Below are 20,160 nucleotides of genomic sequence, written 5' to 3'. Positions count from 1 at the left end.
TCGACGATCTGAACAGACAGTTGTCTGGAAACTTATGAGTACTATCTTAGCCGAACCTCCCCGCAATTGCCTAGTTCTCGATCTTCCGTCAAGTTCTCTTTCGCCCAATTTCCATGTGTCCAAGCTATATTCTCGCCTATTGATCGTGGTCGAATCCTTGACCTGTTGCCTTCCCCTTTCCAGATTCGTCCTGTAATATAGAATGTATATACCTATTTGGAGGGAGATCCTTGAAGATCCTAAAGTGGTTAAACTATGTTTTGGCCGCCGCCGTATTGTTGACAGCCGCCGTCTTCCTCTTCCGTCCCAAAATTGGTTTAGAGTCCGATATTACCATCCGGATTAACCATGCAGAGGCAGAACTAAACGGTAAACCCATATTTCAGTCGGGACGCATATACGTGCCGATGTTTTCACTTGGCCATTATTTATCCTTTTTCACCTGGATGGATAGTTCCAACGATTCCTTTCGCGTGCTTGTTCCCGGACAAGAGGTCATAATGAAGGTAGGGGAATCTCAAGTCAAATCCTTTGGCAAAACGATACAGCTTGAGGGAGCCCCGATTATACATAACAACGCGCTGTATGTTCCGCTTCAGCTGTTCTCTTCCGTATTGCAAGTACCGATGTCTTGGGAAAGCAGGACTGGCATCGTGGATATTACGTATAACACGCCGTATATATTCGCAAAAGAGAAGGGTGCGGCATTTTGGTTTCGAAAAAGTATAGGAGACCTGTATATGAGTACAGGCAATAAGCCATTTTTACTTAAAAATATAAACTTGGAAACTTCGGATACCAGCATATTGACTGCATCCCAGATCAGTAATGACAGCTATATGCTGCAAATCGAAGATGACTCTACTAGGAGTTATGTTATCTATAAAGCGATCATCCATCATCATGAAGTTGCGACTTCGTCCATAGTCGGTTACGAGAGAAACGGAACTAATCTTAAAAGCATTGAAAAAGCCGGAGACTTATGGATCATGATCGACAACAGCACCTTGAAGCTCGCCGATACGGACGGAACAATCAAGACATCCTATTCTGCACAGGAGATTTTCGGAGAGAACGATACGTTTACGGTGGAGGAAGCCTTCGACGATTACTTGCTCGTGCGCCCATCCACACAGAAAATCCTGTATCTCTTCAATAGGAGGACCAAAGAATCGATAGCTTTATACAAGCACCTCCTGACCGGCGAAGAAAAAGCATCGATCGACTCCGCATTGGCCAACGGATTGAACGAGTTTGGCGACAGTCTTCACTTCGAGCATATAAAGGGAGACGTGCTCTATTTTACTCGTCGAATCGCTGGCGCGAATCCGAGCTCTTATACATATCAACTGAAGCAGTAGGACAAGCCTCAGGACTGATCTCATTTGGGTCAGGCATCCCAGTGAACCTGCTTCCCGGTCATGATATTACACAGGCACAATCCGTTCTAACGGATATGGGAAGGTTCTCAAGAAGCGCTTCGTTCACAGCTCCTGGAGGAGAACAGGGGATTAGTATGGCGGTCGTCAATGCGCTCTCATCCAACCTTTCTGTGGAGATTCGCCGTGAAGGAAGAGTATTCCGCCAAGATTATAAGCAGGGTATTCCACAAGGAAGATTACGGACAATCGGTATTACTCAAGATACAGGAACGAGCATTACATTCCTGCCAGACAATAAGCTTTTCCGCTTGGCAATTGAATACGACATACTAGCTGCACAAGTTAACATAATTAACGGAGCTTACCCCGATTTAAACATCTGTATTCATCATGAATAGCTGCACGCTTTAGGCATGAGGCTGGCCAAGAATCCATTTACACATCTTGTACTGTTGCAGTCTATAAAGGAATCTTGGCCCCCCGTTGGGCTGCTGTCAGCGATCCGGTTAATCAAGCAGCTTCAAACCGACCACGCAGCCAATGATCCCTAATATGCATAACAGGCGAAATGGGCGCTTCGATTCCCGGTATACCAGCATCCCCACCAATGCCGAACCTACCGTACCGACACCTGTCCATACCGCATAAGCGGTCGATAGTGGTATCATCTGCATGGCTCCGATAAGCAATTTAAAGCTGAGGAGGAAAGCGGCAATCATCATCATATTATTTGGCCAATTGTTCTTCTCAGCAACCCGTTTAATACCGATGACACCGATGACTTCAAGCAGCCCTGCCGCAATTAATGCTATCCACGCCATCTCAGTGCCCCTCCTTCCCACTCGTCAGCTTCAAGCCCATGATGAACAGCAGAAGCAGCAGTATGATTCCGATTTTGAGCGGATTAAACGTATTAGACATAACCGCTTCTACAACGACCGTTCCAACAGTCCCAATACCTGCAAATACGGCGTACGTTGTCCCGATTGGGATGACCGCAGCAGCACGGATAATAAGGTCAAAACTAAGCAGCAGCGCTACAAGAACAACTAGCGGTGGAATCTGCTCGTACTTGAAGCCGCTTGCCCACACGATCTCTAAGGTTCCTCCTACCACAATGTACAGCCACGCACGATTGACTGAGATTACCTTGCTCTTCTTGGCAGCAGCTTCCGCCTCCGCGGGCTTTAATGGAGGGCTCTCATTCATTGCACTCTCTCCCTTTCTTCTTATGGCGTTCTACTTGTGACCTTCTACTACTTCAATTGCCTCTTCTTCTTGCCACAACAGTTTCCTATATATACCATTATATAATTATCCTCTACTACGATTATCTCGAAATTAAGTAACTAAATTTTCAATAAATGCGGTGAAATATAGCCCGATCGAGTCTTGTCTGCTTTTTCGCATCCACATACAATGACCTAGTATTGCAACCTAGCCCCTGTTTTTAGAGGAGGAACATCATAGTATGAAAACAAACAACAGACTTAGCCATATGTTTTGGCGATGGCATTTCTATGCGGGGTTGTTCATTGCCCCCCTGCTGATTACGTTATCGCTTAGCGGAATTGGATATCTGTTCAAATCGGAAATTGAGGATATCGCATACAAATCACTTTACTTTGGACAGAGCACCAACACCCAGACCTTAACAACAAGTCAAGCGATTGCCGCTGCGGAGCAAGCGTACCCGGGGGAACGAGTGACGAAGGTCAGTTACTTCGATGATGAATCGCGCAACACCAGATTCTCCATGCGTGATGATGCTGGTCAAGAAAGATATGTATTTGTAGATCGTAACAAACAACTCGTTGGAAGCATCCTTGCCGACGATACTTTTGGCAATATAACTCGGAATTTGCATAGTTCATTGCTAGTGGGTGGAACCGCCGTTAACTACTTGGTGGAACTAGCGGCGTGCTGGGCAGTATTTCTGATCATCTCTGGCCTATATATGGGTTGGAAAAAGAGAGCGTCTGCCACTGGAACGAAGCGTGAGAAGGCGAAATCAAGGCATACCGTTTTCGGTATTATATTCACCATACCGTTGCTTATTCTTATCGTTACAGGGCTGCCTTGGTCTGGCTTCATGGGCAATCAGATCTATCAACTGGCGGCAAGCAATGAATCGATCGGGTATCCGAAGCTGTATGTGAGCCCGCCGCAATCCGAAGCGCAGGAGCTGCCATGGGCTACTAGAAAGGAGAAAGCTCCGCAATCCTCATCCGGCTATCTGCCACTCTCTGTAGACGATATCGAGCATATGCTCCATCATTACGGAGTGACCAAGCCTTTCGTCTTGAGCCTGCCAGCAGATGAGAAAGACGTCTACACGGCATCTAAATCCGCAGGATCAGGCATTACCGGAATGGATGTTATCAAACCTAGCGAGGAAATAACAGCTTACTTCGATCAATATAGCGGCACACAGATTCATAAGATCGACTACCGTGATTACGGACTTATCGCCCAGTGGTTCACTTATGGGATTCCTTTGCATGAAGGGCATCTATTCGGTTGGCCGAACCAGATCCTATGCCTGCTGACGGTAATTGCACTGCTTGCCATTGTATACTGGGGAGTTAAAATGTGGTGGATGCGCAGACCTCGCGGAAGACTTGCAGCACCTCCAAGACAGCCGTACACGAAATCAATGATCGGCTTCTATGTCATTTTAATCATTCTCGGTCTGCTCATGCCGCTGCTTGGCATGTCCCTGCTTGTGATTGCACTTATTGAATTGTTACGCTTCCTGTTATTCCGAGGAAAATCAGCGAAATCCGTAACCGGTTAATTGAAAATTAGAAAAGGGGGCAGGCCTCGGCCTTCCCCTTTCTTTGCTCTACCCGGTTACAATAAAATAATCGTCCTGCCGCACACGTATGATATAATCCCCACAAACCTAATGTAAAGGAAGTGGTATTTCATGACTCTCTCTATAATGGGGGTTATGGCTCTATTATTATTCTACGCCTCATTGACAATAGGCGTTATTATCCTAATCAGCAAACGAGCAAATAACCCCAATCGTAAACTCGCTCTCCTCACGCTAACCATTACATGTGCGATTTTGCTCAATGAATTGATATCCAAGTTCTTATATGGACAGCGAATTAATCTATTTACAATATTTTTATTAATCATCTTAGCTGCCTCTTGTTCTATACAATTCAGAAAGAAAAATTAAGGGAGAGCGTACTTCATCATCACCTTATCCCTTGACTCGCCTACGCATCACCTGATGCAGAACTTCTGAAAAAATGATTCCGATCGCGATAGCGCCCGATATCATCGACGCCTTGAAGGCAAGTTGAATCGCCTGATCGTACTGATCTTCTACAATATTTCGCATCGCATCATATGCTATGCCACCGGGTACAAGCGGAATGACACCGGCAACGTTGAACACAATAATCGGGGTGCGATACAGCTTAGCGAACAAATGACTCATCATCGCAATGACGAATGATGCGGCCAAGCTCGCAGGAATAGGGCCAATATTATTGTCCGTGCACAGAATATATACGAACCAGCCTGCCATGCCGACAAATCCACATTGAAGCATCAGCTTAGGCGGACTGTTGAATAGAATTCCGAACGCAGCCGAAGCAACGAAGCTCACAATGAGCTGCTCAATCATAACCAAGTGCCTCCCTCAGTCTATATGTCCATCGTGTTGAGTTCTAAATCCACTACTTAATTGCGATCCTAGGCAAATGACAAGACACAAGCGACTCCTGCTCCAATCGCGAAGGCAGTCAAAAATGCTTCCGCTCCCTTCGAGATCCCAGATACTAAGTGTCCCGCCATCAAATCACGAACTGCATTCGTAATGAGCAGCCCAGGAACAAGCGGCATCACCGATCCGATGATGATCTTATCGAGATCACGACCTAGACCATACTGAACACAGAAATAGGATACCGTTCCGACTACAATCGATGCTAGAAATTCAGAGAAAAACTTAATCCGCGATAAGCGATGGAAATACAGAAAGAGTGAAAATCCAAGCCCGCCAGCAAGCAGCGAGGGAATGAACTCAGGCCATCCGCCCCGGAACATAATCGTAAAGCAGCCGCTCGACAGCATCGCAGCAGCAATCTGCAGCCATATGGGGTAAGCCAGATTGGAGACCTCAATTTTTTTCAGCAAACGATGAGCCTCTGTATAGGACAAGCTGCCGCTGCTGATCTTCCGTGAAATATCATTGACGAGCGTCACCTTCTTCAGATCCGTCGACCGCTCAGAGATTCGGTACAAGCGTGTAATTGGTGCTGAACCATCTATTGCGAAAATAATACCTGTAGGTGTCACGAAGCTATGGCAATTCTCGTATCCATAGGAAGCAGCAATACGTATCATGGTATCTTCCACCCGACTCGTCTCTCCGCCGCTCTGCAGCATAATCTTCCCGGCTAATAAGCACAGCTGTGTAATTTCATAGCTCTCATTTGCTTGTAGGCTCATCCGATGTCTCCCCTATGAATGGCATGAATTTCCCATATTGTAACCGACAGTACAATCTTTAGTCTATGCCTGCTGATTATGCGTCTATTCGCGAGATTTGTGGTTGGATCCCTTACGGTTGAACGACACCCCAAAAAGGCCCATTGAGTCTTCAATGAGCCTTACCATGCCGTTGAGCTCAAGCAGCGGACTCAAGCCTCAACGCCTAGTTTTGTTAAGCGCCTCCGTTATCACCTCGCGGTAGCACGTAAACGGGACAGCGTGGGTGCTGCAGCGATTACTCCGTTGCTCGATGGATTCTTCGAAACTGCTGGCAGTATCGTCTCGAATGTCGTCTGATACGTATTGCTGTATGCCGCGATTTGCCCTCCATGAGCCTCGATAATACTTTTCGTTATCGCCAGCCCGAGCCCCGTACCGCCTGTCTCCTTGGAACGAGACTGCTCCACACGATAGAATCGGTCGAAGATGAATGGCAGATCCCGCTCCGGTATCGGATCCCCGTAATTGATAATGCGAATAACCGCCTGTTCGTCCAGCGACTGGATCTCAATATCGATATATCGCCCCTTGCGGCCATATTGAATTGCGTTTGACAATAAATTCTCATAAGCTCGAACGAGCCTGTCGCCGTCTGCCAGTACCTTGAGCGTGTCCTTCTCTACATGCAGCCTGCATTCCAAGCCTGCCTTCTCCAGACTCGGTACGAATTCCTCCACTAATTGACGGATGAAGCTCGTAATGTGCAGTTCCTGTACTTGAAGTGGAAGCCCGTTATTGATACGTGTATACTCGAACAAATCATCGATTAGTTTTTTCAAGTCGAGCGCTTTCTCATAGGCAATGTTGACATAATAACGAATCTCCACCTCGTCATGATAACGATCCTTCTCAATAAGCTCAAGGAAGCCGAGGATCGATGTTAGCGGTGTGCGCAAATCATGCGATACCCCTGTAATGAGATCGCTCTTTGTTTTCTCCGCCTTCCGCTCTTCCTCAATCGATTGGCTTAACTGTCGACTCATTTGGTTAATACTCTCCGCCACATTGCCCAGCATTTGAGCTGATCTTACCGGTATTTCATGTTGAAGCTCACCCGTAGCGATTTCACCCAGTCCATGAGTAATCTCTTGCAGGTAGCTGTCCAATTCAGTTGCTACGCCATTGATCCTTTGTGCAATATCGCCTAGTTCGTCCGACGAATCTATTTGGATATTCACAGCGAAGTTCCCGTTCGCCATCTCCTGTAGCCCATTCGAGATATTCGTGAATTGACTTACTATAGGGCGACTCAGCTGATAGTAGCTAAATATAAATAATAGGCATCCCGACATGACAAACACGGGCTGGGAGCCGATATTATTGATCACCCATTTCAGCGCTATATTATACGGGCTGTGCTGCAGCAAGTAAGAGGCCAGCAGCTGTCCGAGCAGTAAAAAAATACCCGTGGCACCGATACTCGCAATAAATGTAATCAGGAATTTCCATCGAATCGAATTCAGCCATTTCTTCGTCATGTTTCGCTTCTCCATATCCGTTCTTATCCCATTTTATAGCCGATGCCCCAGACCGTCTTGATATATTGCGGGTTTTGGCGATCCTTCTCGATTTTTTCCCTTATCTTACGAATATGTACCATTACCGTGTTTTTAGATTCCATGAAGGGCTCGTTCCACACTTCCTCGTATATCTTCTCCATGCTGAGCACGATCCCACGATTGACCGCAAGCAGCTTCAATATGGCGAACTCCCGCGGCGTTAGCTTTACCGGAATATCATCTACCATAACCGTGTAGGTCGCTGTATTGATCACCATATCGTCAATGAAGATTTCATGTTCAGTATGCGGATTTTCCTCTTTCCGGAGCTGTTTCGTTCTCCGCAACAGAGATTTGATTCGCGCCATCAGCACGAGCGGATTGAACGGCTTCGTCTCATAATCATCGGCGCCAATGCTGAGCCCTGTAATTTTATCTATATCCTGATCCTTCGCGGATAGCATAATAATAGGTGTATTGCGTTCCTCCCGAATCTTCATGCATGCCTGAATGCCATCCATATGAGGCATCATCACATCCAGAATAATCAGCTGCACCTCATGCTTCTCCAGTAGATCCAAAGCCTCGATTCCATTGGATGCCTGAAGCAGCTCGTACCCTTCATTCTTCAAATAAATTTGCAGCAGTTCAATAATTTCCTTCTCATCATCAACGACAAGAATCGTTTCCTTGCCCATGTGACTATCTCCCTTTCCATGTATGCTAATAAAACGCTTCTGCTTGAAGGAGCGTCTTCCCTTGGTACATATTAATTCGACTTCCAACTACTTACTCCTCTTCTAGCAGCGGGATGAATACGAACCCCTTACGCGTTACAATTCAGCTTACGTAAGCGATATTATGCGATATATAATAGGACGCCCAGTTAGGGGGATTGTTCCTGCCGTTAAGTGAATGTTAAGAAATTAAGAATTTGATAAGGATTGGCCCTCAACCAGAGACAAGAGACATCTGAATATGCCGTATTGCTGCACAGCCCTAACAAGACAGCAGGAAATATCATAACGCGGGAAGCTTATCCCGCTACACTAGAACAAGAGCTAACAATGTCATGAAGGGGGATTTATGTATGCAGCAAATCCAAGGCTATTTTTCTTATATCGAGGGAACGCGTTTTGAGGCGGGGTACCAGCAAGGAGAGTTTGCGAAGAGGCATCCTCACTTTCTGCAAGGCATATTATTGAACGAGCCGTTACCTGAGGATCAATGGAAAGAGGCGGCCGCACTACTTGAACAATATTGTCCAGGAATAACGGAGGAGATTGACGGATTCTGTGCGGCATTAGAAGTGCCGCCGTCGCTGATTTCTTATTATGCCAACTCTGCGCTTCATTCAGGATGCAGCCATTGTGCTATCCTTCCAGCTAAAACCGAGAATGGGCACACGTACATGCTCCGCAATTACGATCTCTCCCCCAATGTGGATGATATGAGGCTATGCTCTACATCCATTGAGAAGGCGTATAAGCATACTGGCTTTTCCGTATTTCTGTTCGGCAGAACGGAAGGCATGAATGAGCATGGACTATGCGTCACCTTCTCTGCTTGCGGTATGCCTGTAGGCAATGCACCCGGTATGAGACCCCCTAGAGCTAGCGGCTTGCAATTCTGGGCAGTCGTGCGCGCTTTACTAGAACAGTGCCGCAACGTCAGCGAAGCCCTGCATCTCGTGAAGGAGATGCCGATTGCATCCAACATGAATCTCATCATCTGCGACCCGCATGGTCATGCAGCATTGGTTGAAACCTTCGACGGACACAAAGCAATTCGCGAGGTAGGAGATACAAGCCAAACTCCTTATATCGCAGCCACGAACCATCCGCTGTTCGCGGATATTGAGCAATTGGAGCCCGGCAAATTGAATCATTCGGTCGTCCGCCAGCACATCTTGCAGCAGTTCCTGGAGCGGCCTGATTCTGTAACGATGGAGGATCTGCAATCCTTAGTTTCAACTGAATACCCGCAAGGCTTGGCTGTTCATAATTACAACCAGTGGTTCGGCACATTGCGTTCCATGCTGTTCGACTTGGATGATCGAACGATCAATATATGCTTTGGTTCTCCAATTGATAATCCATGGTATACTGTGCCCGTAGGCGGGAAAATGCCAGTTGATCATGTGCAGATATCGATACGTCATCATGATTATGCACCTGATTTTTGGCAAATGAAATAAGTGGTGATCCGGTTATGCAAACCTATAAGGAACAAATTGAACAAGCGATTCGATTCATCGAATCACATCTGACAGAGCGGCTGGATGCAGAGCGTGTAGCCGCCTCTGTCCATTTGTCATACTATCATTTTCATCGTATTTTTGCTGCAATGACAGGGGAGAAACTCGGTGACTACATTCGCAAGCGTAGACTAACCGAAGCTGCTGTAGTCTTACTGTCGAGTGAGCGATCCATATTGGACATTGCCTTAGAGTTTCAATTTGAGTCCCAAGAGGCCTTCTCCCGCTCATTCAAGCAGGTCTTCGGCATAACGCCAGGCAGTTTCCGTAAGCGCAGCAGACGTCCCATCTTCCTCGAGAAGGATACACTGTTGGGCGAGCGCCTGCAGCATCGGCTTGATTCCATTAGCCTTGTCCCCAGCATCACGGAAATCGATGATATTCATGTCGTAGGGGTTAGCGGGGCTGTCTCTCCCGATCACAATACGATACCGGAACTGTGGAAGGAACTACTTCAACGTCGTCATGAAATCCGCGCTCTGACGTCGGAACTCACAAGCTACGGAATATGTCCACCCCAACAAGATGTCAGGTTCCGAGACATCACGGAGCATTCAACTTTTGGGCATATGGCTGGATTCGCCGTGGAGCGTATTGCTGACATTCCGCACGGCATGTGGTCGTACACCATATCTGCCGGTACCTATGCTGTCTTCAAGCATCAGGGTACTACCCAGCAGCTCCGGAGCACCTACGATTACATCTGGGGAACATGGCTGAACAACACACCGCTTCGCCTCGATGATCGGGCAGACTTCGAGGTATATGGACGTGACTTCTATGGACCACAGCATCCACAGTCGACGATATGGATTCACATCCCCATTCAAAAATAGGGAGGGTTCATGAGAAGTTGGAATGGCACCCCCTCCCCTCTTAAACATGTTCCAAGGGGACGCTGCCACAAATAGGGTAAAGTCCTGCTATTCGTGGTAAGATGAAAGGAGATTGATACGCTACTATTCAGAGGTGAAATGTCGTGAAACAAGAACTAATTGAACGCTTTACATCCTATGTTAAAGTGAATACCCAATCCAATGACGACAGCGAAACTTGCCCTTCCACACCTGGACAGCTCGACTTGGCTCGCCTGCTCGTGGATGAGCTGAAGGCACTCGGCATGGAAGAAGTGACAATGGACGAGAACGGCTACGTCATGGCTACGCTTCCTGCCAATACAGACAAGGACATTCCTACAATCGGCTTCCTCTCCCATGTGGACACAGCTACCGAACTATCGGGCGAAGGCGTGAATCCTCAACTGGTTGAGAACTACGACGGCAAGGACATCGTGCTGAATGAAGCACAAGGCGTTGTTCTCTCGCCAAAGGACTTCCCTGAACTACATAATTACATCGGGCATACGCTCGTTACAACAGATGGCACAACACTGCTCGGCGCAGACGATAAAGCTGGCATTACTGAAATTATGACAGCGATGGCGTACTTGATTCGTAATCCAGAAATCAAGCACGGGAAGGTTCGCGTTGCCTTCACTCCGGACGAGGAAATCGGCAGAGGCCCTCATCGCTTCGATGTAGAAGCCTTTAATGCTCGTTATGCGTACACGGTAGACGGAGGCCCGCTTGGCGAGTTGGAATATGAGAGCTTCAATGCTGCACAAGCCACATTGACCTTCAAGGGCAAGAACGTGCATCCAGGTACGGCCAAGAACAAAATGGTCAATGCTGCGAAAATCGCCATGGAGTTCAATAGCCGCTTGCCTGTAGAGGAAGCTCCAGAATCGACAGAAGGCTATGAAGGCTTCTACCATCTGTCCTCCATTAGCGGCGACGTAGAGCTGACGAAGCTTCGCTACATTATTCGTGATTTCGATCGAGACAACTTCAACGCTCGCAAGCAGAACATGGAGAACATCGTGAAGAGCTTGCAGGAGAAGTATGGAGCTGAACGCATCAGCATTGAGCTGAAGGATCAGTATTACAATATGCGTGAAAAAATCGAACCTGTGAAGCACATAGTCGACATTGCCTACAAAGCGATGAAGAACGTTGGCGTAGAGCCTGATATCAAGCCGATCCGCGGTGGTACAGACGGTTCACAATTGTCTTATATGGGACTGCCTACACCGAACATTTTCACAGGCGGAGAGAACTATCATGGCCGCTATGAATATGTGTCTGTCGATAATATGCAGAAGGCTACAGAGGTCATTGTTGAAATTGTGAAGCTGTTCGAACAGCAAGGCGCTGAATAATTGCTTCACGCGTTCTGTCTAAAATAGAGGAACGGAAGAAGGCTGTCCAAGTTGGGAGATTCCCCATTCTGTTGGACAGCCTTTCTTTATGGTAGTACGGAAATAAACGCTTAGACTGGCGATCGTATGGGGACGATCCTCCTTGTGCACGTAGGTCTGATGCACAAAAATTCTAGCTCCGTTATTAGCTATGTTATTCACTATGCATATGGGAATCTGCCTCATCCCATGGAACTCGATACGCCTGTCCCTTGGCACAGAAGATGGAAGAGGATGTATAGGCCGGATCTGCGTCCTTGTCGTAGCTCTTGCGTGCAATCACCTCATCCGCATTATGACACACATCGTATCCGCCGAATAGAAGCTGAATCATCCCTTTGCCCTGTGTATAGGCGGCAAGCTCCGTGCTGTAGTTCATGAAAGTGGAGACCGGAACCTTCCCTGTGATGACCGCCTTACTGCCGATAAATGCAGGGGGTTCAAGTGCACCATGCGCCTTCTGCACATCCGCCATTACCTTGCCCATATCATCCGTATCCACCGTTATTTTGAAGTCGTAATACGGTTCCAACAGTACGTTATCCGCCTGCTCCAACCCTTGACGCAGCGCACGGAAAGAAGCCTCTCGGAAATCCCCGCCACTCGTATGGCAGTTATGTGCTCGTCCTGTCAGCAGTGTAATCCGCACGTCCGTTAGCGGCGACCCCGTCAGCAGCCCATGGTGATCCCTTTCCAGCAAATGCTGCATAATTAAATTCTGATAATTGACGCCAAGCTCATCGGGATGACACTCGTTGAACACCTGAATGCCGCTGTCTCGTTCTCCAGGCTCCATACGCAAGCGTGCCTCTGCATAGTGCCCAAGCGGTTCAAAGTGTCCGCATCCATTCACGGTAGAGCGTATCGTTTCTTTATAGAGAATTTCAGGATCCGCAAATGATACCGTAATGCCGAATCGTTCCTTCACGATCCGCGCTAACACTTCCAGTTGAATAGCACCCATGACGTGAATGTGAATCTCCTGAACATGCTCATCCCACTGCACACGAAGAGCAGGATCTTCCGCATCCAACCGGTGGAAGCAAGCCAGCACCTCCTTCACGTGCAACTCGGCTGGGAAGATAACCTTGGACTTGAGTGTAGGTACAATATGATAGATAGCAGTGTCCTTATAGGCGCCGACACCCACTCCTGCAGAAGCAGCCGTAAGCCCCGTTACCGCACATAGCTGTCCTGCTTCTACAAACTCGACCTTTTGTGCCTTCTGCCCATTATAGACACGAATAGATGTAATCTTCTCAAGGATGGTATCCACTTCTGTCCCATATCGGATTTCATCCCGAACAGACAACGTCCCGCTCGTAACCTTCATATGGGTAGTACGCGTTCCCTGGTCATCAAAGCGGACTTTATACACCAGTCCCGCCATTTCTCCCGTGGTGCAATATTCAGTCTGCACGAATTGATGGATAAGCTCCAAAGCCTGCTGCACGCCTACATCCTGCAGCGCCGAACCGCATACGCAAGGGAACCATCTGCGCTCGGCAAGCATATGCCGCATCTCCCTGAGCCATACCGCTTGCTCATAGCCTTCCTCCATATAGAGCTCGAACAACTGATCATTCCGCTCAGCCATGAAGGCAATGATCTCTTCACTCAGCCCTTGATCCGGATCATAAGATGTCATGTTGATGATATCTGGGGTCAAATTCTCGTGGATATCTGCGATGACCTGATCTACATCCGCACCCACTCGATCTATTTTGTTCAAGAAGAAGACTGTTGGCACTCCCCGCTCCTGCAGCAGCTTCCATACCGTTTCGGTGTGCCCTTGAATACCTTCCACACTGCTTACAATGATGACGGCGACATCCATAACTTGTATCGCCCGCTCCATTTCTGCGGAAAAATCGACGTGGCCGGGTGTATCGATAAGTGTGTAGATATTGCCTCTATACGTCATCACGGCTTGATCGGCAAATATCGTAATGCCGCGTTCCTTCTCAATCTCATGGCTATCCAGAAAAGCATCCTTGTTATCTCCCCGTCCCCGCTGCTGTATGCTTCTCGTATGATATAGAACCTGCTCGGCAAAAGTCGTTTTCCCTGCGTCCACATGGGCGAACAGGCCCAATGTAATATTCATAAAGACACCTCATTGCTGCTATAAATGTCTGTCCCCTGCGTCTGTTTTGCCCATTTCTGCTTATGTCCCTTTCCTGTTGTCTATGATAGCATAGACTTACCTACTTCATGAGAGGCGGATAGAAACAATGAGCGAAGACAACAATCAATTCGTGCCACAGCCAAAGCAAAATGAACGAATCATCAGCTTGGAAGGCGCATGCAATGTGCGTGACCTAGGGGGATATCCAACAAAAGAAGGGCGTGCAATCCAATGGGGGCGCTTCTATCGCGGCGATGGCCAGCACAAGCTGACCGAGCGCGACCAAGCGCTATTGCTGGGACGTGGAATTCATACGGTTATCGACTTGCGTCACGCGCAAGAGGTGAGCGTCGCCAAGGATGCATTTGCTGATTCCGACAACGTTGCCTATCATAATGTCGATCTCCTGAATCCAGCGACAACGAACCAACCTCAAGTTAATAGTCTAGGCCAACTGTACCTCAGTATGCTGGACAATAGCCAAGATGCATTCCTGGGAATATTCGAAATTCTTGCTAATCCTTCTGACGAAGCCGTTCTCTTCCACTGTACAGCTGGGAAAGATCGAACAGGTATGGTTGCTGCCTTGCTGCTGGATCTGGCAGGTGTACCGCATACAATCATTATTGAGGATTATGCGATGACAGCTGAATGTCTCCTCCCTATTATGGACGAGCTGCGCGCCGGCCGACCGGAAGGAATGCCCGCAGACTTATATGAACAGTTCCTTGGATGCGATCCTAGCAACATGGAGATGATGCTTCAATATCTGCATGCAGCATATGGAGGATCAGAGCGTTATTTAGCGGCAATTGGATTGACCGAAAGTCAAATCATAGCCTTGAAGCAGAAACTGCTTGAGGCATTGAACAATAGTTAAGAACAGGACTAACCCCACTCGGATTAGTCCTGTTTGCGTGTGAGGATGAAGTCAATCCCAGAGAACGTATTGCACCTAGCCATAAGTGTGGTATAAACTCATTTTAAAGGGTATTTACCCCATTTATTGATGGCACATGATTATCATCTCTTTGTATAGGAGGTATTGCGAATTATGGCAGGTGCTATTGGAGTTGGTAGGATAGCAGCCATTTTATTTTTTTCTTACTCTCATCCTAATTGATACTTAATAGTTCCAATATCTCTTATAGCAAATGTATATCAGTGACATAAATAGAACTTGTTGATCAATCAGGGCAAACCCACATCGGCTAGCCCCTATGATCCATTGCCTTCTTCTCCTGAGTCAGGAGGATCGAGGCGTACATCTTTCGCTTCTCAACGGCTATCGTTCTGACAGATTCCAGCTGTTCAATCTGCGCGTTAAGTCGCGTAAGATGACGATCAAGCATGTCCATTCGTTTGTGCAAGGTATCCTCTATATCATGCGGCAGACGCTCGCCAGACAATAGGCATCCATCCTCAGCAAACGCTGCAATATCTTCCAGCTTCATGCCCGTTTGCTTCAATCCATAGATGAATTGAATGAATCTCAAATCCTGATCGCTATACTGTCTCACACCTTCCGGTTTCCCACCTTGACGCTGCGGACTAGGGAGGAGGCCAATCTGTTCATAATATCGAAGTGTATAGGCAGATACCCCGGTTATTCGTGCTGCTTCCCCAATGGAGTACATCCCTTTATTAGCTCCTTCCCAACGACTTAATTACGTATTTTCCACAAGAATGATTTTCCCCACAGAATGGGCTCCTGTCAACAGCTCCTGCGCGTGAGCTGCCTCTTGCAGTGGAATCCGATGAGAGATAAGAGGATGGATCTCACCCGCTTCCAGCAGGGACATGACGGCTTGCACATCTTCACGGAACCAATCCAATCGTTCCTTCTTCAGCGTAGTAATACTATACATGTGCACAGGGTTCCCGCTCTCCGTTGTCCCGCAGGCAGCGGCCCCCGTCCAATCCTTCACCCAATTGTTTGTATGTCCTTTCTCCAGTACGGATGTATAGCCGTAACCGACAAAGCGTCCCTTCGTACTCAACGTCCGCATGGAACGCTCCCAATTGGAGCCCCCAATCGGATCGAACACGGCATCCATTCCTTCAGGAGCGATGCTAGCAAGTACCTCAACAAAGTCATCTGCATGATAGTCTATCGGAATCGCACCATACCCTGCAACAACCTGATGCTTCGCTGCCGAGGCTGTTCCGTACATCTCCAGTTTCGCCAATCGCCCCAAGTCCAGCAACGCCGTCCCTACACCACCGCTCGCGCCATGGATAAGGATTCGTTCCCCCTCCGATACATTCGCGATGCGGTGCAGCATCTGATATGCCGTCACATAATTCAGCATACAAGCTGCCGCCTCTGAAGCATCTACTTCCGCAGGGATCAGAACAACCTCCTCCATTCGGGCATACACATGCGATGCATATCCGCCTGTTCCGTTAAAAAATACAGCAACGCGATCCCCTACTGCATAGTCGTTCACGTCAGCTCCAACTGCATCAACGATCCCAACCGCATCATATCCAGGAACAAAAGGTACCTCAGGCGACATCGGATACAGACCTTCCCTGCGCATAATATCTGCAAGCGCAACGCCAGCACTTTGTACCTTCACGCGAACTTCGCCCGCTTCGGGTGTACGCAGCGGTTCTTGCATAGCATGCAGCACATCCGGCCCTCCATATTCAGTTACAGTCATCTTGATATTACACACAAGCCATCTCTCCTTTAGCTGATTCTTCGTCGATGGCTGTATTGTAGACCTTCGAGTTCACTCGAAGTCAACACTCAAGCTTATTTCGCATCATCCCTCCAAATTACTTCTCCCGTCTTGTTAATACATGCATGGATCGAATGGTTGGGATCAGGCGATTGTAATTCCACTTGGGCGATCCCGCCTTCAAAGGTGGAGGCATACTTAAATTGAGGTTCAATAATCGTCTTCCCGTTCACATCCATATAGCCATACAAGCCTTTGCGCTGAAAGCGAACAAGCCCTTCAGAAAGGTCGGAGAGATTGCTGACATTAGGAAACAGCAGCTTTTTCCCCTTCTTATCGATGAAACCTGTTGTTTTGGACTTCCGATCATAGTACTGTGCGAATCCATTTTGAAAAGGGTAGAGATCTGCATCTTGCATCGTAATTATCCATTTTCCCGTTCTGTCTATATAACCATTTTTCTTGCCGCTTTCAGCAGCCGCCATCGCCATTCCATCAGAAAAATATCCGGCATAATCGAACATAGGTGGTATCACGAACTTGCCAGTCGTATCAATAAATCCAGTTTTCTGCTTGATCTCTCCATTGGATTGAGTAAAAACAGTGACGGCTGTCAATCCCTCATGGAATGGATCGGTACTAGCACTATTCGGTATTGGTGCAATCGCCGTCTTGCCATTATGATCGATATAAAATGTTTTTCCGTTCAGCACGACTTTGGCCAACCCGTCGGAGAAGCTATAACCGTGATCATACTTGGCAGGAATGGCAACTTTCCCTGTACGGTTCAAGTAGCCGTACTTCACTTGATACCCATTTCCGCTTTTTTGCAATTCTTTGAATGCTGCTAGTCCTTCGGAAAAAGAATCAAGTCGATAATACGGCGCTTGAACAGCCAGCTTGCCACTGCGATCCATGTATCCAACATACTGATAACCATTCATGACCGGAGTAAGCTCATCATAACCAAAGTCTACATGGCCGCCGTATTCCGAATTCAGCAAGATTTCTCCCTGATTATTCATAAACCGCGTATTCTGCTCATTATTCAGCACATGCCAATACTGCTTCTGAATATGCGCTAGTGCATCTCCCTCAATAGGCCGAAGCTGAATGAAGGATGTTCCGGGTACAACAGAATAACCGATATCGGTCAAATAACCCGCCATTTCCATCGTGATGAACAGATTGCCGTTAATGAAAACTGCAGGTTTCTCCATCTGCTTGTTTGCTGCATCATTTATACGGACAGTCGTGCTGCCCGCCGTGAATAACAATTTCCCGACTACGCCGCCTTGGGCTAATACCTTATCCTTTGACGCAAGACTCACTTGGTAGCCAAATCGCTCAGCAATCGGACGAAGCGGCACCATAATGACTCCATCCTGTTCGATTGGCCCTTCGGGTAAAAATACGTGCTCGCCCTTGTCATAAATCTCCCAATTTGCTGCTTGAGCTGCATCTGCCCCTAGTCCTATCGCTGCTCCCATCACGATGAACGCGATCGAAATGGTTCCCACTATCTTAGTGAACCTAAATTTAGCAAATAAATTCATACTCCCCCTCCTTACTCATTCGGATCATTGGACGTATGCAAAAAGGTAAATGTTTCTATTTACGATAAATATATTTGAAGCCGAGCACAAAAAAGCACAGGAACCCGTATCCTGTGCTTCACCTTAACATATACATGTATTTCGCTTAGCGCCGAGCTTGCCTGCGGCTTCCACTTTGCGAATATAGGCCGCCGCTTCCGGTACTTTGCAAGCTGTCTCGCCCATATTGACCTTCACTTTGCCAATAGCCTCTGCCACCCGCATTGCCTCAGCATGCAGGGCCAATACATACGAACCTACTACAATGACAAATTGATTCATTGCATACCGCACCCGATTGCGTTCCTGATGAACCGTCGATTCGACGAGCGCAAGCATTCTACTTAACTCATCGATATCCAGCTTCTCGTCCGAAGTAATCGAGATATAGTGCAAATAGGTGCTCCATCCGCATGTCGCAATCAGCTCTTCTCTGGATGCCATCCATTCGCGCGCTAATTCGAGAGCATACGGACTTTCTGCAGCCACACCCGCTACCGTACATTCAACAATCATATGCCAGTGTGCCTTTTGAGCCCATGATTTCAGAAGTTCCTTGGTCATTGCAGATGGATCGACCGTCAGCCCTGCCAAATACATCGCATCGCTATTCCCTGTATCGAAAAGCGCACGCGCAAGCTGCTGATCCTTCTTAACTTCCTTGACCAGCCTCTTCAGATCGCCGATCTTTACACCGAACAGCGGCTCCTGCGCCCCATGTCGGAGGAACGTTTTCTTTGTTTGCTCTGTGCCCATCGCTTCCAGCTTAGCCATGACTTCGTCCAGTGTCACCGTCATTCCTCCTGCTCCTATCTACAACGATATATGATCCAACTTATCCGGGTTAAATATAACATAAACGTTGCTTATGCGATCTTGCTTAGCCGTTAGCTCACAGCAGCATACCGCCTTCACAACTCCTTGCTCCCGATACACCATATTCATGCTCGTATTTACCATAGTGAAGGAGAGATCCCAGCTTCGCAGCGCCACGAACGCTTTAGGAGAAGTAAGCAGCCTCAGTACACGGCTTCTTCCTATAATAGGCCGCATAGCAGCATGGACTTTGCCTCCTCCATCGGTAGTCAGTCGCACATCCTCTGACAGCAAGGACAACAAGGCTTCCATATCGTATTGCTGAAAGGCAGTCACGAATTTGGAGACAAGCGTCCGCCTAGCTTCCGTATCTTGACTAGCAGAGGGGGAATATTCTCGCGCGTGCTCTTTGGCGCGGCTCAATATTTTGCGACAGTTGGAAGTCGACTTGCCAACCGTATCTGCGATTTCCTCATACTCATATTCGAATACTTCCCTCAGCAGAAATACGGCTCTCTCCATCGGGGTCATCCGCTCAAGCATCACCATATACGCATAGGATAGCGAATCTGCACGCTCCGCCACTTGATCGGGCTGCTCTCCTTGTTCAACGATAGGCTCTGGAAGCCACTCGCCGAAATACGTCTCTCTCGTTCGACGGGAAGATTGCAGCACATTCAGACATCGGTTCGTCATCCACTTGGCGATATACGCCTTGATATGCCGGACATCATCCAAGTTCCTACCAACCATATCCGCAAATAAATCCTGCACGGCATCCTCCGCATCAGACACCGTGCCCAGCATCCGATATGCAATGGAAAATGCTAAGGTCCGATAGCTGCGATACAATTGTTCAACAGGATTAGCTTCCTGTGCATGAAGCGAATGGAGCTCTTTTACATCCATGTTCCCACTCCTTTGCCCCCCATTCTATCATTCCAAAGCTATTCTGATCCATCGAGTAAAGAAGAAAAAGAGGAGCACAAGGCTCCTCCCAGATTGTTGAGAAACCCTGTCTTTTTAT

The 20,160-nt window shown here is 47.7% G+C and carries 19 protein-coding genes; 7 read left to right on the top strand and 12 right to left on the bottom strand.

Annotated features, from left to right (window positions below):
• The first annotated feature begins 230 nt into the window (after nucleotides 1-230).
• Together BBG47_RS14830 and BBG47_RS14825 are read left to right on the top strand one after the other, a co-directional pair.
• Nucleotides 231-1,361, top strand: coding sequence for a stalk domain-containing protein (locus tag BBG47_RS14830; RefSeq protein ID WP_065292329.1), 1,131 nt, complete (start codon nucleotides 231-233; stop codon nucleotides 1,359-1,361).
• Nucleotides 1,362-1,516: 155 nt separating this feature from the next.
• Nucleotides 1,517-1,780 (top strand): hypothetical protein, encoded by a 264-nt coding sequence (locus BBG47_RS14825; protein WP_065292328.1) that lies wholly within the window; start codon nucleotides 1,517-1,519, stop codon nucleotides 1,778-1,780.
• Between the two features lie 108 nt (nucleotides 1,781-1,888).
• On the opposite strand, the gene BBG47_RS14820 is transcribed toward BBG47_RS14825, so the two are convergent.
• Together BBG47_RS14820 and BBG47_RS14815 are read right to left on the bottom strand one after the other, a co-directional pair.
• Nucleotides 1,889-2,203: a DMT family transporter gene (locus BBG47_RS14820; protein ID WP_065292327.1), complete on the bottom strand. Its 315-nt coding sequence runs from the start codon at nucleotides 2,201-2,203 to the stop codon at nucleotides 1,889-1,891.
• Between the two features lies 1 nt (nucleotide 2,204).
• Complete coding sequence (locus tag BBG47_RS14815) at nucleotides 2,205-2,591, bottom strand: DMT family transporter (RefSeq protein WP_254659827.1); 387 nt, start codon at nucleotides 2,589-2,591, stop codon at nucleotides 2,205-2,207.
• Nucleotides 2,592-2,853: 262 nt separating this feature from the next.
• Here BBG47_RS14815 and BBG47_RS14810 point away from each other — a divergent pair, with 262 nt between their 5' ends.
• Nucleotides 2,854-4,179 carry a PepSY-associated TM helix domain-containing protein gene (locus tag BBG47_RS14810; protein WP_065292326.1) on the top strand — a complete coding sequence of 442 codons (1,326 nt, stop codon included), beginning with the start codon at nucleotides 2,854-2,856 and terminating at the stop codon, nucleotides 4,177-4,179.
• A 417-nt stretch (nucleotides 4,180-4,596) separates the two neighbouring features.
• Here BBG47_RS14810 and BBG47_RS14800 read toward each other — a convergent pair whose 3' ends face one another.
• From BBG47_RS14800 to BBG47_RS14785, 4 genes are all read right to left on the bottom strand, one after another.
• Nucleotides 4,597-5,025 (bottom strand): threonine/serine exporter family protein, encoded by a 429-nt coding sequence (locus tag BBG47_RS14800; RefSeq protein WP_021257356.1) that lies wholly within the window; start codon nucleotides 5,023-5,025, stop codon nucleotides 4,597-4,599.
• Nucleotides 5,026-5,093: 68 nt separating this feature from the next.
• Nucleotides 5,094-5,852, bottom strand: coding sequence for a threonine/serine exporter family protein (locus tag BBG47_RS14795; protein WP_065292324.1), 759 nt, complete (start codon nucleotides 5,850-5,852; stop codon nucleotides 5,094-5,096).
• Between the two features lie 230 nt (nucleotides 5,853-6,082).
• Nucleotides 6,083-7,372, bottom strand: coding sequence for a sensor histidine kinase (locus BBG47_RS14790; protein WP_254659826.1), 1,290 nt, complete (start codon nucleotides 7,370-7,372; stop codon nucleotides 6,083-6,085).
• A 23-nt stretch (nucleotides 7,373-7,395) separates the two neighbouring features.
• Nucleotides 7,396-8,091, bottom strand: a complete 696-nt coding sequence (locus BBG47_RS14785; protein WP_065292353.1) for a response regulator transcription factor — start codon at nucleotides 8,089-8,091, stop codon at nucleotides 7,396-7,398.
• Between the two features lie 392 nt (nucleotides 8,092-8,483).
• Here BBG47_RS14785 and BBG47_RS14780 point away from each other — a divergent pair, with 392 nt between their 5' ends.
• The 3 genes from BBG47_RS14780 (at nucleotide 8,484) to pepT (ending at nucleotide 11,868) form a co-directional block, all read left to right on the top strand.
• Nucleotides 8,484-9,590, top strand: a complete 1,107-nt coding sequence (locus tag BBG47_RS14780) for a C45 family autoproteolytic acyltransferase/hydrolase (protein WP_065292323.1) — start codon at nucleotides 8,484-8,486, stop codon at nucleotides 9,588-9,590.
• Between the two features lie 14 nt (nucleotides 9,591-9,604).
• Entirely contained in the window at nucleotides 9,605-10,486 is an 882-nt protein-coding gene (locus tag BBG47_RS14775) for an AraC family transcriptional regulator (protein ID WP_065292322.1), read from the top strand.
• A gap of 143 nt (nucleotides 10,487-10,629) precedes the next feature.
• Nucleotides 10,630-11,868, top strand: coding sequence for a peptidase T (gene pepT / locus BBG47_RS14770; RefSeq protein ID WP_065292321.1), 1,239 nt, complete (start codon nucleotides 10,630-10,632; stop codon nucleotides 11,866-11,868).
• Between the two features lie 193 nt (nucleotides 11,869-12,061).
• On the opposite strand, the gene BBG47_RS14765 is transcribed toward pepT, so the two are convergent.
• The gene (locus BBG47_RS14765; protein ID WP_065292320.1) at nucleotides 12,062-14,014 is read right to left on the bottom strand and encodes a GTP-binding protein; all 1,953 of its coding nucleotides are present in this window, start codon (nucleotides 14,012-14,014) and stop codon (nucleotides 12,062-12,064) included.
• 127 nt (nucleotides 14,015-14,141) lie between these two features.
• Here BBG47_RS14765 and BBG47_RS14760 point away from each other — a divergent pair, with 127 nt between their 5' ends.
• Entirely contained in the window at nucleotides 14,142-14,915 is a 774-nt protein-coding gene (locus tag BBG47_RS14760) for a tyrosine-protein phosphatase (protein WP_065292319.1), read from the top strand.
• 331 nt (nucleotides 14,916-15,246) lie between these two features.
• On the opposite strand, the gene BBG47_RS14755 is transcribed toward BBG47_RS14760, so the two are convergent.
• The 5 genes from BBG47_RS14755 to BBG47_RS14735 form a co-directional block, all read right to left on the bottom strand.
• Nucleotides 15,247-15,672: a MerR family transcriptional regulator gene (locus BBG47_RS14755; RefSeq protein ID WP_065292318.1), complete on the bottom strand. Its 426-nt coding sequence runs from the start codon at nucleotides 15,670-15,672 to the stop codon at nucleotides 15,247-15,249.
• A gap of 30 nt (nucleotides 15,673-15,702) precedes the next feature.
• A complete protein-coding gene (locus tag BBG47_RS14750) occupies nucleotides 15,703-16,716 on the bottom strand; it encodes a medium chain dehydrogenase/reductase family protein (protein ID WP_083189314.1) in 1,014 nt (337 codons plus the stop codon).
• Between the two features lie 80 nt (nucleotides 16,717-16,796).
• Entirely contained in the window at nucleotides 16,797-18,278 is a 1,482-nt protein-coding gene (locus tag BBG47_RS14745; protein WP_065292317.1) for a WG repeat-containing protein, read from the bottom strand.
• 123 nt (nucleotides 18,279-18,401) lie between these two features.
• Nucleotides 18,402-19,109: a DNA alkylation repair protein gene (locus tag BBG47_RS14740; RefSeq protein ID WP_083189312.1), complete on the bottom strand. Its 708-nt coding sequence runs from the start codon at nucleotides 19,107-19,109 to the stop codon at nucleotides 18,402-18,404.
• Between the two features lie 21 nt (nucleotides 19,110-19,130).
• The gene (locus BBG47_RS14735; protein ID WP_065292315.1) at nucleotides 19,131-20,042 is read right to left on the bottom strand and encodes an RNA polymerase sigma-70 factor; all 912 of its coding nucleotides are present in this window, start codon (nucleotides 20,040-20,042) and stop codon (nucleotides 19,131-19,133) included.
• Nucleotides 20,043-20,160: the final 118 nt, after the last annotated feature.

This window comes from Paenibacillus sp. KS1, from assembly GCF_001680695.1.
Lineage (GTDB): Bacteria > Bacillota > Bacilli > Paenibacillales > Paenibacillaceae > Paenibacillus_B > Paenibacillus_B suaedae.
This window is presented reverse-complemented; position numbering and strand designations above follow the sequence as displayed.

What these genes read in the sequence shown, in the direction of transcription:
- BBG47_RS14735 (WP_065292315.1), bottom strand. Translation starts at nt 20,042, where the DNA reads ATGGATGTAAAAGAGCTCCATTCGCTTCATGCACAGGAAGCTAATCCT.
- BBG47_RS14765 (WP_065292320.1), bottom strand. Translation starts at nt 14,014, where the DNA reads ATGAATATTACATTGGGCCTGTTCGCCCATGTGGACGCAGGGAAAACG.
- BBG47_RS14795 (WP_065292324.1), bottom strand. Translation starts at nt 5,852, where the DNA reads ATGAGCCTACAAGCAAATGAGAGCTATGAAATTACACAGCTGTGCTTA.
- BBG47_RS14790 (WP_254659826.1), bottom strand. Translation starts at nt 7,372, where the DNA reads ATGACGAAGAAATGGCTGAATTCGATTCGATGGAAATTCCTGATTACA.
- BBG47_RS14825 (WP_065292328.1), top strand. Translation starts at nt 1,517, where the DNA reads ATGGCGGTCGTCAATGCGCTCTCATCCAACCTTTCTGTGGAGATTCGC.
- BBG47_RS14815 (WP_254659827.1), bottom strand. Translation starts at nt 2,591, where the DNA reads ATGAATGAGAGCCCTCCATTAAAGCCCGCGGAGGCGGAAGCTGCTGCC.
- BBG47_RS14810 (WP_065292326.1), top strand. Translation starts at nt 2,854, where the DNA reads ATGAAAACAAACAACAGACTTAGCCATATGTTTTGGCGATGGCATTTC.
- BBG47_RS14760 (WP_065292319.1), top strand. Translation starts at nt 14,142, where the DNA reads ATGAGCGAAGACAACAATCAATTCGTGCCACAGCCAAAGCAAAATGAA.
- BBG47_RS14800 (WP_021257356.1), bottom strand. Translation starts at nt 5,025, where the DNA reads ATGATTGAGCAGCTCATTGTGAGCTTCGTTGCTTCGGCTGCGTTCGGA.
- BBG47_RS14775 (WP_065292322.1), top strand. Translation starts at nt 9,605, where the DNA reads ATGCAAACCTATAAGGAACAAATTGAACAAGCGATTCGATTCATCGAA.
- BBG47_RS14780 (WP_065292323.1), top strand. Translation starts at nt 8,484, where the DNA reads ATGCAGCAAATCCAAGGCTATTTTTCTTATATCGAGGGAACGCGTTTT.
- BBG47_RS14785 (WP_065292353.1), bottom strand. Translation starts at nt 8,091, where the DNA reads ATGGGCAAGGAAACGATTCTTGTCGTTGATGATGAGAAGGAAATTATT.
- BBG47_RS14755 (WP_065292318.1), bottom strand. Translation starts at nt 15,672, where the DNA reads ATGTACTCCATTGGGGAAGCAGCACGAATAACCGGGGTATCTGCCTAT.
- BBG47_RS14745 (WP_065292317.1), bottom strand. Translation starts at nt 18,278, where the DNA reads ATGAATTTATTTGCTAAATTTAGGTTCACTAAGATAGTGGGAACCATT.
- BBG47_RS14820 (WP_065292327.1), bottom strand. Translation starts at nt 2,203, where the DNA reads ATGGCGTGGATAGCATTAATTGCGGCAGGGCTGCTTGAAGTCATCGGT.